This is a genomic window from Streptomyces sp. P9-A4, from assembly GCF_036634195.1.
Lineage (GTDB): Bacteria > Actinomycetota > Actinomycetes > Streptomycetales > Streptomycetaceae > Streptomyces.
The window spans coordinates 4,333,924-4,349,673 of the sequence record NZ_JAZIFY010000001.1 but is presented as its reverse complement, the minus strand read 5'-3'; the positions used below and the strand labels follow the sequence as shown (position 1 = coordinate 4,349,673).

Annotated in this window: 11 protein-coding genes; 2 read left to right on the top strand and 9 right to left on the bottom strand. The window is 73.9% G+C overall.

Annotated elements, in window-relative coordinates; translation table 11 throughout:
- Positions 1–63: 63 nt before the first annotated feature.
- Entirely contained in the window at positions 64–1,107 is a 1,044-nt protein-coding gene (locus V4Y03_RS19610; RefSeq protein WP_332435767.1) for an isopenicillin N synthase family dioxygenase, read from the bottom strand.
- Between the two features lie 378 nt (positions 1,108–1,485).
- Between V4Y03_RS19610 and V4Y03_RS19605 the strand changes: the two genes are divergently transcribed.
- Complete coding sequence (locus V4Y03_RS19605; protein ID WP_332435766.1) at positions 1,486–2,523, top strand: M4 family metallopeptidase; 1,038 nt, start codon at positions 1,486–1,488, stop codon at positions 2,521–2,523.
- Here V4Y03_RS19605 and V4Y03_RS19600 read toward each other — a convergent pair.
- From V4Y03_RS19600 to V4Y03_RS19565, 8 genes are all read right to left on the bottom strand, one after another.
- Positions 2,520–3,146 carry a TetR/AcrR family transcriptional regulator gene (locus tag V4Y03_RS19600; protein ID WP_332435765.1) on the bottom strand — a complete coding sequence of 209 codons (627 nt, stop codon included), beginning with the start codon at positions 3,144–3,146 and terminating at the stop codon, positions 2,520–2,522. The genes V4Y03_RS19605 and V4Y03_RS19600 overlap by 4 nt on opposite strands.
- A complete protein-coding gene (locus V4Y03_RS19595; protein WP_317875374.1) occupies positions 3,134–3,856 on the bottom strand; it encodes an enoyl-CoA hydratase family protein in 723 nt (240 codons plus the stop codon). The genes V4Y03_RS19600 and V4Y03_RS19595 overlap by 13 nt, the downstream gene beginning before the upstream one ends.
- Positions 3,853–5,430 carry an AMP-binding protein gene (locus V4Y03_RS19590; protein WP_332435764.1) on the bottom strand — a complete coding sequence of 526 codons (1,578 nt, stop codon included), beginning with the start codon at positions 5,428–5,430 and terminating at the stop codon, positions 3,853–3,855. The genes V4Y03_RS19595 and V4Y03_RS19590 overlap by 4 nt, the downstream gene beginning before the upstream one ends.
- Before the next feature lie 198 nt (positions 5,431–5,628).
- A complete protein-coding gene (locus tag V4Y03_RS19585; protein WP_332435763.1) occupies positions 5,629–6,762 on the bottom strand; it encodes an acyl-CoA dehydrogenase family protein in 1,134 nt (377 codons plus the stop codon).
- Entirely contained in the window at positions 6,759–8,639 is a 1,881-nt protein-coding gene (locus tag V4Y03_RS19580; protein WP_332435762.1) for an acetyl/propionyl/methylcrotonyl-CoA carboxylase subunit alpha, read from the bottom strand. Before V4Y03_RS19580 ends, V4Y03_RS19585 begins: the two co-directional genes overlap by 4 nt.
- 8 nt (positions 8,640–8,647) lie before the next feature.
- The gene (locus V4Y03_RS19575) at positions 8,648–10,246 is read right to left on the bottom strand and encodes an acyl-CoA carboxylase subunit beta (protein ID WP_332435761.1); all 1,599 of its coding nucleotides are present in this window, start codon (positions 10,244–10,246) and stop codon (positions 8,648–8,650) included.
- Positions 10,247–10,316: 70 nt separating this feature from the next.
- Positions 10,317–12,113 (bottom strand): acyclic terpene utilization AtuA family protein, encoded by a 1,797-nt coding sequence (locus tag V4Y03_RS19570; protein ID WP_332435760.1) that lies wholly within the window; start codon positions 12,111–12,113, stop codon positions 10,317–10,319.
- Positions 12,110–12,904, bottom strand: a complete 795-nt coding sequence (locus tag V4Y03_RS19565; RefSeq protein WP_332435759.1) for a TIGR03084 family metal-binding protein — start codon at positions 12,902–12,904, stop codon at positions 12,110–12,112. The genes V4Y03_RS19570 and V4Y03_RS19565 overlap by 4 nt, the downstream gene beginning before the upstream one ends.
- Before the next feature lie 216 nt (positions 12,905–13,120).
- Between V4Y03_RS19565 and V4Y03_RS19560 the strand changes: the two genes are divergently transcribed.
- Complete coding sequence (locus V4Y03_RS19560; RefSeq protein WP_332435758.1) at positions 13,121–15,721, top strand: ABC transporter permease; 2,601 nt, start codon at positions 13,121–13,123, stop codon at positions 15,719–15,721.
- The last annotated feature ends 29 nt before the right edge of the window (positions 15,722–15,750 follow it).

Genomic DNA, 15,750 nt, shown 5'->3' with positions numbered 1-15,750 from the left:
TGGGCGGGTGCGCCCGCATCTTGCCCTTCGGCTCGTCGCGGCCGTACCCGGCGGCCGTACCCGCTAGACCGACAGCGCCGGCTGCGCCTCCGGGTGGAGCAGCAGGTCCGCGTGGTGGCGGGCCGCCACCAGCGGGTGCGCCCGCATCTTGCCCTTCAGCTCGTTGCGCCCGTACTCGGCGAACAGCGGGTTCGCCGGGTCGGCCGTGACGCCGGGCGCCGTCCCCGCGTACGGGAAGACCAGCGGTTCGATGCGGGCGTCGAGCCGCGGGTTGTAGAAGAACGGAACGGAGTAGCGCTCCGTCGCCCCGGGCGGTGAGACGACCCGGTGGTTGGTGGCGACCAGATAGCCGTTCGTCGCCACTTCGAGCAGCTCGCCCAGGTTCACGACGAACGCGCCTGGCAGCGGCGGCACTTCATGGAACTCGCCGTCCTCGCGCTGCACCTGGAGCCCGCCCACCTGGTCCTGGAGGAGCAGGGTGAGGAAACCGTAGTCCTTGTGCGCGCCGACGCCCTGCTCGTCGCCCTCGCCGCTGCTGCCCGGGTAGCGCACCAGCTTGAGGTGCGGGTGGGCGCGCGGTCCGAAGATGTCGTCGTAGAAGCCCGCGGGCGCGCCGATGGAGGCCAGCAGCTCGTGCAGCAGGCGCTCGGCGACGCCGCTGAGCCGGTCGATCCAGTGCAGGGCGGCGGTCCGCAGCTCGGGGAGGGCCCCGGGCCACTGGTTGGGGCCTTCGAGCCACCAGTAGGGGGCTTCCCAGGGGGCGGGGACGTGCGCGGGGCGCTCGGCGCCGATGTCGAGCTGGTCGCGCCAGTCGCGGGCGCCGGCGGTGCGTTCGTCGCCGATGCGGGTGTAGCCGCGGAAGTGCGGCGAGTTGATGTTGTCGAGGGCGAGCCGGTCGGCCTCGGGCAGCGCGAAGAAGGCGTGCGTCGCGGAGGTCAGGGCCCGGGTCTCGGCCTCGGTGACGCCGTGCCCGACGAGCTGGAAGAAGCCGACGTCGTGGGCGGCGGAGTGGAGCTGCGCGTGGAGGAGCCGGCGGGCCTGCGGGTCCCGGTCGGCGGCGGAGAGGTCGACGATGGGGAGCTGCGAGGTGTACGAGCTGCGAGTCATGGATGCGTCCGCGGGGTCTACGGGTGCCCGGGGCGGCCGCCAGGGGTGGGGCGGGGGCCACGGGTGCCGGTCGGCAGGGGCTCTGGACGAGGGACCCGTGGGCGGGGGGCGTGGTGTGGCCCCGGTGCCGTGAGGGTCAGGCGGAGCGGCGACAGCTCATGCTCGTGACGCGGACGAAGTCCACGTGGCGACGGCGTACGAGCGTAGGCATGCGACCAGCGTACTGCGGAGGGGCGGGTTCGACTGTGGTCCGCGTCACGTCCGGCGGTCGGTGGTGCGGGGGTGTTCAAAGGGGCGGCGGTACGCGAAGATCACCGCCACGCATGTCAAGCGCATGCCAATCATCTCGTCGCAGCATCCCAACGCAGGAGGATGTCCATGAGTCGCCGCCCGTCCCGCGGCATGATCGCCGCGGCCACCGCCACCGTGGCCGCCGCCACCGCCGCGCTCCTCCCCTCCGCCGGCGCCTCGGCCGCCCCGCTCCCCCAGGCCCGGGTCTTCATGGTGAACCCGGTGCAGTCCTCGGGCGACCAGACCCTCGCCGACCACAAGGACGCGGCGAGCGACGTGCCCGCCTCCGCGTACGCCACCGTCACGCTGCGGAACCTCGACGCGAGCGGCGGGCTGTCCGGCCGGTGGGCCGCCGTCCGCTCGGAGACCGGCAAGCCCGCCGCGGTCGCCGGCGCCGCCTCGTACGACCGCTCGGACGACGGGTTCGAGCAGGTCATGGCGTACTTCTGGGTCAACGAGGCGCAGGAGTACCTCCAGGGCCTCGGCTTCGGCAGCGAGCTGCCCGGCGCCAACGACCGGGTGCAGCAGGTCCGCCTCAACCAGTGGGGCGCCGACAACTCCTTCTTCACCGACAAGAAGGACGAGATCCGCTTCGGCAAGGGCGGGGTGGACGACGCCGAGGACGCCGAGGTGATCGTCCACGAGTACGGCCACGCCGTGCACAACGCCCAGGTGTCGGGCTTCGGTTCGTCCCCGGAGGCCGGCGCGATCGGCGAGGCCTTCGGCGACTACCTGGCCGTGGAGGTCGGTACGAACGCGGTCACGAAGTACGGCTGGCCGATGAAGGCCGACCTGGCCTGCGTCGGCGACTGGGACTCGACCGGCTACACCGCCGCCCCGCACTGCCTGCGCCGCCTCGACGGCACCAAGACGTACGCGGACCGCGAGGGCGAGGTCCACGCGGACGGCGAGATCTGGTCCCGGGCGCTCTTCGACATCCGGGGCAAGCTCGGCGCCCGCACGGCCGACCGGATCATCGTGAACGCCCAGTTCGGCTTCGCCGCCGACACCAGCTTCAAGGACGCGGCCCTGACGACGGTCGCGACCGCGCAGAAGATGTACGGGACGACGGCGGCGAACGCCGTGCGCGACGCCTTCCGGGCGCGGGAGATCCCGGGCGTCTAGTCGCTCAGCGCCTCGTTGACCAGCCGCGCCCACTGGGACACCACACGGTCCCGGCGGGCGCGGTCGTCCGTCAGGAGGGTCGCGAGGCCCAGGCCCCGGGCCATGTCCAGGAGACCCTGCACGGTCTCCCGGACTCCCGGGCGGGACTCGTCCGCGCCGAGCACCTCCACGGCGATCCGGTGCGACTCGCGTCCGACGCGGGCCTCCAGCTCCGTGACCCGCTCACGGAGCTGCTCCTCGTCGGAGGCGGCGACCCAGAGGTGGAGCGCGGCCCGGAAGAGGGGCCCGGTGTAGAGGCCGACGAGGGCGGCGACGGCCTGTTCGCGGTCGTCCGTACGGACCTCCCGCAGGGCCTGCGAGCGTTCCTCGGCGACGTACTCGACGGCGGCGGTGAACAGGTCCTCGCGGGTCGGGAAGTGGTGCTGGGCGGCCCCCCGGGACACTCCGGCCCGCTCGGCGACGACGGCGACGGTGGACCCGGCCCAGCCGTGCTCGGCCAGACAGGCCACGGCGGCCTCCAGCAGGCGCTGCCGGGTGGCCCGGCTGCGGTCCTGCTTGGGGTTGCGGTCCGGCTTCGGGTTGCGGTCCGGCTTCGGCTGGTTCTGCGCGGTCAGAGCCGCCATGCGGGGTCCCGTCGTTCGAGGAAGGCCGTCATCCCCTCGCGCGCCTCCGCCGAGGCGAAGAGCGTGGCCGACCTCCGCACCAGGTCCTCCGCGTCACGTTCGAAGGTCTCCAGGACTCTAGCGGTGACCAGCCTCTTCGCCTCCCGCAGGCCCTGCGGGGAGGCGGCGCGGAAGGAGTCGAGGACGGACGGAAGGGCCTCCTCGCCGGCCGTCACGAGGCCCATGCCGATCGCCTCGGGGACGCCGAACCGCTCGCCCGTCAGGTAGTAGCGGGCCGCCGCGCGCGGTTCGAGCCTGGGGAGGAGGGTGAGGGAGATGACGGCGGGCGCGACCCCGATCCGTACCTCGGTGAGGGCGAAGTCCGCCTTCTCCCCCGCCATCACGAGGTCGCAGGCGCCGAGCAGCCCGAGACCCCCGGCCCGTACGTGCCCGGTGACATGACCGACGACCGGTTTCGGCAGCTCGACGAGCTGCCGGAGCAGGTCCACGAAGGCGTACGGGCTCGCGGGGCCCTTCAGGTCGGCGCCCGCGCTGAACGTCGAGCCGGTGTGGGTGAGGACGACGGCCCGGACCGCCGGGTCCTTGCCGCAGGCGGTGAGCGCACCGGCGAGTTCGGTGACGAGCGCGGCCGACAGGGCGTTGCGGTTGGCCGGGGAGTCCAGCGCGAGCGTGGTGACGCCCCGCTCCTCGGTGACGGCGACCAGGGTCATGCGCGGTCCCTCAATTCCCTGCGGAGGATCTTCCCGGAGGCCGCCCGGGGCACGGTGTCGATGAACTCGACGCTGCGGACCTTCTTGTACGGGGACACCCGGGCGGCGACGTACGCCATGACGTCCTCGGCGGTGAGGCCGGACGCGGCGGGCTGGCGTACGACGAAGGCCCTGGGCGTCTCGGTCCCTTCCGCGTCGGTGACGCCGATGACGGCGGCGTCGGCGATCCCCTCGTGGGTGAGGAGGAGCGCTTCGAGTTCGGCGGGGGCGACCTGGAAGCCCTTGTACTTGATGAGTTCCTTGACGCGGTCGACGACGAACAGCCAGCCGTCCGCGTCGACGCGGCCGATGTCGCCGGTGTGCACCCACCCGTCGGCGTCGATCATCGCGGCGGTGGCGTCGGGCCGGCCGAGGTATCCCTTCATGACCTGCGGCCCCCGGATGGCGACCTCGCCCTCCTCGCCGGGCTCCGCGTCCTTCGCCGGGTCGTCGAGGGACAGGATGCGCATCTCGGTGGAGGGCAGCAGCTTGCCGACGGTGCCGGGCGGGGGGTTCGCGGCGCCGAGCGGGACGACGTGGGTGCCCGGGGACAGCTCCGTCATGCCGTACGCCTGGAGGACCGGCGGCAGCCCGAGCCGGGCCGCGCACGCCTGGGCGAGGGCCGCGTCGAGCGGGGCGGCGGCGCTGACGACGTACTCCAGGGACGAGAGGTCGTAGTCGGCGACGGCCGGGTGCTTGGCGAGCGCGAGCACGATCGGCGGGGCGACGTACAGGCCGTTGATCCGGTGCTCCTGGATGGCGCCGAGGAAGGTGTCGAGTTCGAAGCGGGGCAGGACGACGACGGTGGCGCCCCGGCGGAGGGGCGCGTTCATCAGGGCGGTGAGCCCGTAGATGTGGAAGAAGGGCAATATCGCAAGAATGCGGTCACCCGGGCCCATCGGGATGACCGGCTCCAGCTGGGCCAGGTTGGTGGCGATGGAGGTGTGGGTGAGCATGACGCCCTTGGGGACGCCGGTGGTGCCGGAGGAGTACGGGAGGGCGGCGACGTCCCGGTCGGGGTCGACGGCGATCTCGGGGAGGTCTTCGGCGCGGCCGAGGAAGCCCTGCAGCGAGCGGACGCCCTCCCCCTCCGGCGCCTGGTCGCAGACGAAGATCTCCTCGATTCCGCCCGCGAGTCCGGCCGCCGCACGGGCGGCGGCGAGCAGCGGTGAGACGGTGACGATCCACCGCGCGGAGGAGTCGCGCAGCTGCTTGGCGAACTCCTCGGGCGTGGCGAGCGGATGCACGGTGGTGACGGACGCGCCGGCGCGGGTGGCGGCGTAGAACGCGATGGGGAACAGCACGGTGTTGGGGCTGTGCAGCGCGAGCACGTCCCCCTTGCGCACCCCGGCCCCCACGAGCCCGGCGGCGACCCGCCGGTGAAAGGCGTCGACCTGCCCGTAGGAGAGGGTCAGCCCTCCGGCCCCGTCGACGAGGGCCGGGGCGTCCCCGTACTCGGCGGCGCGGCCGAGCACGGCGTCGTGAATGGGCAGGGAGAGGGTGGAAACGGCCTCGTACTCACTGTGGAACACCATGCGTTGGCCCCCTGGAGAGGTGAGAGTGGACGCCAGGATCGCGGCTGCGGGCGGGACTCGGGGAGACCCTGTCAGCCCTCCGGCCTCTTCGGTCGCGTCCTCGGTGGTCTCGATGTGCTGCGGCTCGCGGGCCGGCGGGCCCGGTCCGGGCCGTCGACGGACCGGACCGGGCCCGGTCGTCGGCCGCCGCGGGCCGGATCAGTACGACTTGGGCAGCCCCAGGGAGTGGCTCGACACGAAGTTCAGGATCATTTCGCGGCTGACGGGGGCGATCCGGGCCACCCGGGCCGCCGTGATCAGGCGCGCGAGGCCGAACTCCTTGGTGAGGCCGTTGCCGCCGAGGGTGTGGACGGCCGTGTCGACGGCCTTCACGCAGGCCTCGGCCGCCGCGTACTTCGCCATGTTGGCGGCCTCGCCCGCGCCCATGTCGTCGCCCGCGTCGTACAGCCGCGCCGCCTTCTGCATCATCAGACGGGCGAGTTCGAGCTCGATGTGGGCCTGCGCGAGGGGGTGGGCGATGGCCTGGTGGGCGCCGATGGGCGCCTTCCAGACCTGGCGCTCCTTCGCGTACGCCACCGCCCGGTCCAGGGCGTGCCGGCCCATCCCGATCGCGAACGCGGCCGTCATGATCCGCTCCGGGTTGAGGCCGGCGAAGAGCTGGAGGAGGCCCGCGTCCTCGTCGCCGACGAGCGCGTCCGCCGGCAGGTGGACGTCGTCGATGGTCAGCTCGAACTGCTTCTCGCTCGCGTCGAGTTCCATCTCGATGTGACGCCGCCCGAAGCCGGGTGCGTCGCGCGGGACGATGAAGAGGCAGGGCTTGAGGTTGCCGGTGCGGGCGTCGGAGGTGCGGCCGACGACGAGGGTCGCGTCCGCGATGTCGACCCCCGACACGAACACCTTCCGCCCGTTGAGGACCCAGCCGTTCTCGGTGCGGGTGGCGGTGGTGGTGATGCGGTGCGAGTTGGAGCCCGCGTCGGGCTCGGTGATGCCGAAGGCCATCGTCTTCGAGCCGTCCGCGAGGCCGGGGAGCCAGGCCCGCTTCTGCTCCTCGGTGCCGAAGCGGGCGATGACCGTGCCGCAGATGGCGGGCGACACCACCATCATCAGGAGCGGGGCCCCGGCGGCGCCCGTCTCCTCCAGGACGATGGACAGCTCGGCGATGCCGCCGCCCCCGCCGCCGTACTCCTCGGGGAGGTTCACGCCGAGGTAGCCGAGCTTCCCGGCCTCCGCCCACAGGGCGGCCCGGTCGAAGCCGGGGCCGTGGCGCCGCCCGAGGGCGGTGACGGCGGCGCGGAGTCCGGTGTGTTCCTGCGGCTCGATGTCGGTGCTCATACGGGGTCTTCCTCCGTTGCTTCGGTCTGTACGACGGCGAGCAGGGCGCCGACCTCGACCTGGCGGCCGGGGGCGGCGTGGAGCGCGGTGAGCGTGCCGGAGGCGGGAGCGATGACGCGGTGCTCCATCTTCATGGCCTCCAGCCAGAGGAGCGGCTGCCCCGCGGTGACCCGGTCGCCGACGGCGAGGCCGTCCGCGACCCGGACGACGGTGCCGGGCATGGGGGCGAGCAGGGAGCCGGGTGCGGACTGCTCGCGGGGGTCGGTGAAGCGGGGGCGGGCGGTGAGGCGGTGGCTGCCCGCGTGGACCGTGCCCTCGTAGGCGGCGACCGTGAAGTTCCTTACGACTCCGGCCACTTCGAGGCTCACGGCCTCGGGCGTCGCCGACACGACCCGTACGCCCTCCGGGGCCGTGACCTCCCAGCCGCCGCCGCGGACCGGCCGGTAGCGGACCTCGTGGTCCCCGTACGTCCTCGTCTCGTCCTGCGAGCGCAGGTTGCGCCAACCGCCGCCGAAACGGCCCGGGTCGGCGGCGGCCTCGGCGAGGGCGGCGGCGACGGCCGCGTGCTCCTCCCCCGGGACCCGCTCGGTCAGCGCGGTCAGGTTCCGGTCGTAGAAGCCGGTGTCGAGGGCTTCCTCGTGGGCGTACTCGGGGTGCCGGAGCGAGGCGACGAGCAGGTCCCGGTTGGTGACGGGGCCGTGGATCCGGGCCCGCTCCAGGGTGTGGGCGAGCTTGCGGAGGGCCGCCTCCCGGGTCGGGGCGTGGACGATCACCTTCGCGAGCATCGGGTCGTAGTGCACGCCGATCGCGTCCCCGGAGGCGTACCCGGTGTCGACGCGCACGCCCTCCGGGACGTCGAAGCGGTGCAGGACGCCCGTCTGCGGCGCCCACGCCCGCGCCGGGTCCTCCGCGTACAGCCGCGCCTCGACCGCGTGGCCGCGCGGGGACGGCACCTCCGGGGGCAGGGCCCGGCCCTCGGCGACGGCCAGCTGGAGGGCGACGAGGTCGACCCCGTACACCTCCTCCGTCACCGGGTGCTCGACCTGGAGCCGGGTGTTCATCTCCAGGAAGTGCGCCCGGCCGTCCGCGACGAGGAACTCGACCGTGCCCGCGCCGACATAGCCGACGGCCTTCGCGGCGACCGCCGACCGCTCGTACAGCTCGTCGAGAAGGGGCGCGGGCAGGCCGGGCGCCGGGGCCTCCTCGATCACCTTCTGGTGGCGGCGCTGGAGCGAGCAGTCACGGGTGCCGAGCGCCCACACCGTGCCGTGGGTGTCGCAGAGCAGCTGCACCTCGACATGGCGGCCGTTCTCCACGTACGGCTCGACGAACACCTCGCCGTCGCCGAACGCGCTCGCCGCCTCGGCGGACGCATCCCGCAACTCCCCTTCCAGCGCGGCCAGTTCACGCACGATCCGCATGCCCCGGCCGCCGCCGCCCGCCGCCGCCTTCACCAGGACGGGCAGGTCGGCCCCGGTCACGTCCTCCGGACGAAGAGGCGCGATCCCCAGGAGTTCCTTCGCCCGGGTCTTCGACGCCATCGCCTCGATCGCCTCGGGCGGCGGGCCGATCCAGGTCAGTCCGGCGGCGGTCACGGCCCGCGCGAAGCCGGCGTTCTCGGAGAGGAAGCCGTAGCCGGGGTGGACGGCGTCGGCGCCGGCCGCGAGGGCCGCCGCCACCACCAGGTCCCCGCGCAGATACGTCTCCGAGGGCGCGGCCCCCGGCAGCCGTACCGCCGCGTCGGCCTCCCGTACGTGCAGGGCGTCGGCGTCCGCGTCGGAGTACACGGCGACGGTCGAGATGCCCAGCTCACGGCAGGTACGGAACACCCGGCAGGCGATCTCGCCCCGGTTGGCGACCAGAAGGGTGGAAATCACCAGGGGCCTCACATTCGGAAGACGCCGAAGCCGCCGCGCGCGCCCTCGACCGGTGCCGTATGAATCGCGGAGAGGCACAGTCCGAGGACCGTGCGGGTGTCGCGGGGGTCGATGACCCCGTCGTCGTAGAGCCGGCCGGAGAGGAACATCGGCAGCGACTCGGACTCGATCTGCGCCTCGACCAGCGCACGGAGACCGGCGTCGGCCTCCTCGTCGTACGGCTGCCCCTTCGCGGCGGCGGACGCCCGCGCCACGATCGAGAGGACACCCGCGAGCTGCTGCGGGCCCATGACGGCGGACTTGGCGCTCGGCCAGGCGAAGAGGAAGCGGGGGTCGTACGCCCGGCCGCACATGCCGTAGTGCCCGGCGCCGTAGCTCGCGCCCATGAGCACGGACAGATGGGGGACCTTCGAGTTCGACACGGCGTTGATCATCATCGCGCCGTGCTTGATGATGCCGCCCTGCTCGTACTCCTTGCCGACCATGTAGCCGGTGGTGTTGTGCAGGAAGACCAGCGGGATGTCCCGCTGGTTGGCGAGCTGGATGAACTGCGCGGCCTTCTGCGACTCCGCGGAGAACAGGACCCCCTGCGCGTTGGCGATCACACCGACCGGGTAGCCGTGCAGGCGCGCCCACCCCGTCGTGAGCGAGGTCCCGTACAGCGGCTTGAACTCGTCGAAGTCGGAGCCGTCGACGATCCGCGCGATGACCTCGCGCGGGTCGAAGGGGGTCTTGAGGTCGCCGGGCACGATCCCGAGGAGTTCGTCCTCGTCGTACTTCGGCGCTTCCGCGAGGGCCGGATCGGGGTGCGCCTTGCGGTGGTTGAGGCGGGCGACGATCCGGCGGGCCTGGCGGAGCGCGTCGGCCTCGTCGACGGCGTAGTGGTCGGCGAGGCCACTCGTGCGGGCGTGCATCTCGGCACCGCCCAGCGACTCGTCGTCGCTCTCCTCGCCGGTCGCCATCTTCACCAGCGGCGGACCGCCGAGGAAGACCTTCGACCGCTCCTTGATCATCACGGTGTGGTCGGACATGCCGGGGACGTACGCGCCGCCGGCCGTCGAGTTGCCGAAGACGACCGCGACCGTGGGGATGCCGGCGGCGGAGAGACGGGTGAGGTCGCGGAAGAGCGCCCCGCCGGGGATGAAGATCTCCTTCTGGGAGGGGAGGTCGGCGCCGCCGGACTCGACCAGCGAGATGACGGGCAGCCGGTTGGCGAACGCGATCTCGTTGGCGCGGAGGGCCTTCTTCAGCGTCCACGGGTTGGAGGCGCCGCCGCGCACGGTCGGGTCGTTGGCGGTGATCAGGCACTCGACGCCCTCGACGACCCCGATGCCGGTGATCAGGGAGGCCCCTACGGCGTAGTCGCTGCCCCAGGCGGCGAGCGGCGACAGTTCGAGGAACGGCGAGTCGGCGTCGACCAGCAGCTCGACGCGTTCGCGGGCGAGCATCTTGCCGCGCGCCCGGTGCCGGGCCGTGTACTTCTCGCCGCCGCCGGCGAGCGCCTTGGTGTGCTCGGCGTCGAGGGCGGTCAGCTTGTCGAGCATGGCGGCGCGGGCGGCGGCGTAGTCGGGTCCGCCGGTGTCGAGGGCGGAGGCGAGGACGGTCACAGGTGTTCCTCCGGGGTGCCGGGCGGGAAGGCGGCCGGGACGTCGGGCGGGAAGGCGGAGGCGAGGACGGTCACAGGTGTTCCTCCGGGACGTCGGGCGGGAAGTCGGCCGGGGTGCCGGGCGGGAAGGCGGCCGAGGCCTCGTACGGGAGGGCGTCCGGGACCTCGGGCGGCAGGCCGGCCGGGCTGTCGGGCAGCAGTTCCTCCGGGATGTCGAGGCGGCGGGAGCGGAGCCACTCGCCGAGCGCCTTGGCCTGGGGGTCGAAGCGGGCCTGCGAGGCGACACCCTCGCCGAGGATCCCGGCGACGGTGAAGTTCACCGCGCGGAGATGGGGGAGGAGGTGCCGGGTGACGGCCATCCCGGCGGTCTCCGGGAGGAGTTCACGGACCTTCTCCACGGTGAGGGCGTGGGCGAGCCAGCGCCACTCCTCCTCCGTGCGGACCCAGACGCCGATGTTGGCGTCGCCGCCCTTGTCGCCGCTGCGGGCTCCGGCGACCAGGCCGAGCGGTTCGCGCCGGGTGGACGCCGTCCGGAGCGGTTCGGGAAGGGCCGGTTCCGGGACCGGCGCCAGTTCCCGGGTCCGGGGCGGTACGGGGATCTCCCGCCGGGTCCCGTCGGGGAGCACGGCCGTGTGCGGGACCTCGGCGGCGGGGACGTACGCGGTCTCGAAGACCCCGTAGGGGGCGCCCCTGCCGGGCGGGGCGGTGACATGGAAGCCGGGGTAGCTCGCGAGGGCCAGTTCGATCGCCGCCCCTGTCAGGGTGCGGCCGACCTTCTCGGGGTCGGGGTCCCTGACGACGAGCCGCAGCAGGGCGCTCGCGGTCTCCTCGGTGGGGGCGTCGGGCCGGTCGGTGCGGACGAGTTCCCAGCGGGTCTCGGCGGGCGGGTTCTTCGCCAGGGCGTCGTGGATCTGCGCCTGGACGAGGTCCGCCTTGGCCTCGATACCGAGGCCGGTGAGGACGAACACGACCTCGTTGCGGAAGCCACCGAGCCGGGTGAGCCCGACCTTGAGCGTCGGGGGCGGCGCCTCGCCCCGTACCCCCTCGACGCGGACCCGGTCGGGGCCCTCCTGGGTGAGCCGGACGGTGTCGAGGCGGGTGGTCACGTCGGGTCCGGGGTAGCGGGCGCCGGCCGTCTCGTAGAGGAGCTGGGCCGTGACCGTGCCGATGTCGACGAGGCCGCCGGTGCCGGGGTGCTTGGTGATGACCGCGCTGCCGTCCTCGTGGAGTTCGGCGACCGGGAAGCCGGGGCGGCGCAGCAGGCCCGGGTCGTGCTCGCGGAAGAAGGCGTAGTTGCCGCCGGTGGCCTGGGTGCCGCACTCCAGGACGTGTCCGGCGACGACCGCGCCGGCCAGCCGGTCGTACTCCTCCGGGCCCCAGCCGAAGTGCCACTGCGCGGGCCCGGTGACAAGGGCGGCGTCGGTGACCCGGCCGGTGACGACGACATCGGCGCCGGCGGCGAGGCAGGCGGCGATGCCCGCCCCGCCGAGGTAGGCGTTGGCGGCCAGCGCGCCCCCGGTGGCGGGCAGCAGGTCGCCCTCCACATGGGCGATCCGGGTCGGCAGGCCGAGCTTCGCGACGAGCGTGCGCAGGGCGTCGGCGAGCCCGGCGGGGTTGAGGCCGCCCGCGTTGGCGACGATCCGGACCCGGCGCTCGTGGGCGAGGCCGAGGCCCTCCTCCATCTGGCGCAGGAAGGTCTTCGCGTACCCGGCGGAGGGGTCCTTCAGCTGGTCGCGGCCGAGGATGAGCATGGTCAGCTCGGCGAGGTAGTCGCCGGTGAGGACGTCGAGTCCGCCGCCGGTGAGCATCTCGCGGACGGCGTCGAAGCGGTCGCCGTAGAAGCCGGAGGCGTTGCCGATACGGATCATTCCGGGGCTCCGTGGGGTGCACGGCCGGCGCCCGCAGGGCCCGCGAAGGCCTGGGCGATGGCCAGCCAGCGTTCGGCGTCGGCGCCGTGGGCGACCAGGGCGGTGTCGTCGCGGTGCGCGCGCTGGGTGACGAGGAGGCAGAAGTCGAGGGCGGGACCGGTGACCTTCTGGGCGGCGTCCTCGGGGCCGTAGGTCCACAACTCCCCGTCGGGCGCGGTGATCTCGACCCGGACCGGCTCTGCGGGCACCGGGAGGCCCCGTACGAGGAAGGCGTAGTCGCGGGCGCGGTGGCCGATCCAGGCGACGTGCCGGAGCCGGGCGGTGGGCGGGCGGACGGCCCCGAGGGCGTCGGCGACGTCCTGGGCGTGCGCCCAGGTCTCCATGAGCCGAGCCGTGGCCATCGCGGGGGCGCTCATCGGCGGCCCGTACCAGGGGAAACGCACACCCGGCGGCACCGCGCGCAGGGCCTCCTGGAGCCGTTCGCGGCCCTCGCGCCAGCGGGCGAGGAGAACGGCGGGCGGCAGCTTCGCGCCCTCCTCCGCGCCGTCGTCGACGAAGCGGTCGGGGGCGGCGAGCGCCTTCTCCGTCTCGGCGGCGAAGGCCTCGGCATCGGTGGCGGCGAGGAGCGCGGCGCGGTCGGTCCAGGCGAGGTGGGCGATCTGGTGGGCGACGGTCCAGCCGGGCGCGGGGGTGGGCGCGGCCCACTCCTCCTCGCTCAACTCGCCGACGAGACGGTCGAGTTCTTCACTCTCGTCGCGCAGGTCGTCGAGGACGACGACGGGGTCGGACACGGTGCGCTCCCCTCGGGGGACGGGCGGTCTCGGGCCTTCGCGAGGAGCATGTCAGTGACACCAGAAACAATCAAGCATGCTTGCTTTAGATTCTGCGGGAAGCCTCCCGTCATCCCGGAGAGGTACGGGGGCTCCCCCGGGGCCCCCTCCGGTATGACCCTGAATCGTGCCTGGTGGGGCCGCGTCCCGCCGTCTCCTCCTCCTAGCGTGGAGGCCATGTCGTCGTCTCTCCTCACCTTCACCGTCAAGGACTTCGCGGCCCAGCTGCGCCAACTCGTCCTCACCGGCGCGGCGGTCGCCGTCGGCGTCGCCTTCCTCGTCCTGTCGGTCGGCGGCGCGGGCGCGCTCGTCCAGTCCTACGAGCAGTCGGCCGCCGCCGACGTCGGCGGCGCACCCGTCCAGGTCGTCCCGGCCGAGGGACCGTTCCTGCCCGCCGACGCGGCGGCCCGCGCCGCCCGCGTCCAGCACGTGACGAAGGTGGCCGAGCGCCTCGTCGGGTACGCCCATGTGATCGCCCCCTCCGGGCGCCCCCTCGACGACCGGGCCCTGGTCACGTCGATCGCCGCCGACCCCGCCCTGCGCTGGCAGCGCCTCGACGAGGGGCGCTGGCCCGAGGGCCCCGGCGAGGTGGTCCTCGACCGGGAGAGCGCGGACCGCGTCGGCGCGCGCCCCGGCGGCACCGTACGACTGACGAAGGCCGACGGGGCCACGACGGAGGCCCGGCTCACCGGCCTCCTGGACACCTCGGCGTCGAACACGCTCGGCTCACAGCCCGCGATCGGGGTGCCGTACGCGGAGACACGGACGTACGCGACGGGGGTACGGGCGACGCACCTGGATCTCGGGATCGGCGGGGGACGCGGTTCGGGATCGGGGACGGGTTCCGGGACCGGGGCAGGCACCGGCACCGGCACCGGCACCGGCACCGGCACCGGCCAGGATGCGGAAGTGGACGATCTGGCGGTCGCGAAGGCCGTCAAGAAGGCCCTCGGCGGCAAGGCCGTGGCCGCCTACACCCACGCCGGAGCCGTCGACCACGCCACCCAGAGCGCCGGGACCATGTACGCGGTCGTGATGACGGCCGCGCTCTCCTTCGTCCTCATCGCGATGGCCGTCGCCCGCATGGTCGTCACCAACACCTTCTCCGTCGTCCTCGCCCAACGCGCCCGCAGGCTCGCCCTGTTGCGCTGCATCGGCGCCGACCGCGAGCAGATCCTCCGTGTCATCCGCCGCCAGGGCCTGATGCTCGGCGTGCTCGCCTCCGCCGCCGGGCTCGCGGCGGGCGCGGCGGCCTGCGCGCTCGGCACGGCGCTGCTCACGGCCCTCGCCGACCTGGGCCCGGTCGAGGTCTCGCTCATGCCGGGCGGCTGGACGTTCGGCCTGGCCGGGGTGTTCGGGGTGCTGCTCACGCTGTGGGCCGTACGCAAGCCGGCGCGGGCCGCCGCCGCCGTCCCGCCGATCGCCGCGCTCGCCGCGAGCGGGGCGGCGAAGCTGCCGGAACCGGGCAGCCGGACGGTCCGCGAGACGGTCTCCGCGCTGATGCTGGCCGGCGGGGCCGCGCTGCTCGCGTTCGGCGCGTTCGGCGGCTCGGCACTGGCGGTGCTCCTCGTGACGCTCGGCGCGATCCTGACCTTCTTCGCCGTCCTGCGGTACGCCCACCACCTGCTGCCGCCGCTCGTCGGACTGCTCGGCCTCGCACTGCGCCGCCCGTTCGGCACCGTCGGCAGGCTGTCCGTCCAGCAGCTGCGGGCGAACGCCCGCCGGACCGCCGCCGCCTCCTCCGCCATGCTCGTCGGCGTCACCGTCGCCGTCTCGGCCGTGACCGCGATCGGCGCCGCGAAGGGCGGACTCGACACCATGCTGGCGAGCCGTATGCCGGCGGTCTTCGCCCTGGACACGGACGCCGGACGGGTGCCCGCCGACGCGGTCGACGCGCTGCGCTCCGCCGACGGGCTGACGGTCACCCCGGTCCGTACGGCCACCCTCACCGTCGGCGGCCGGAAGACGACCGTCGCGGCGGCCGACCCGGCGGGGCTCAACCCGGACGCGGAGGGCGTGGCGGCGGCCCGGAACCTGAAAGACGGCGAGGCGCTCGGGCTCACGGGCCGGGGCTCGCCCCCGACCGTCGCGGGCACCCGGCTGACCGTCGTCCCCGGCGGGGCGGCACTGCCCGTCTCCCTCTACCCGGAGGCGACCCTGTACGTCACGGAGGCCACGCTCGCGAAGCTGGCGGCCACGGCCGCCGCCACCCCCGCGATCTCCACCGTGCTGATCAGCCCGGCGGGCGACACCGGCCACGACGCGGCCCGCGCCGCCGTCGACCGGGCCCTCGCCGCGCATCCGGAGATCCGCGTCGCGGACACCGGCAAGGACGCCGAACTCATCCGGGGAACGCTCGACCGGATGATGCTCGTCGTCACCGTGCTGCTCGGCTTCTCCATCGCCATCGCCGCGATCGGCGTGGCCGCCACCCTGATGCTCACGGTCGAGGAGCGCACCCGCGAGTTCGGGACGCTCCGGGCGATCGGCCTCGCGGGCGGGCAACTGCGCCGTGTCCTGACCCTGGAGTCGGCGCTGCTCGCCCTCTCCGGTGCGGTCGCCGGAACCCTCCTGGGCCTGCTGTACGGAACCCTCGCCGCCCGCTCCGTACTGGCGGGCCACGTCTCCCCGCTCGAAGCACTGGCCTCGTCGGGCGGCACGGCCCTGACGGTCCTCGGCATCCTCGCGACCACGCTCCTGACGGGCATCGCGGCCTCGGTGCTGCCGGCCCGACGCGTACGGAGGATGGTGGTGGTGGACGCGCTGCACGCGGAGTAGCGGCGGGGTGTCCGGCGGCGGTCGGACTG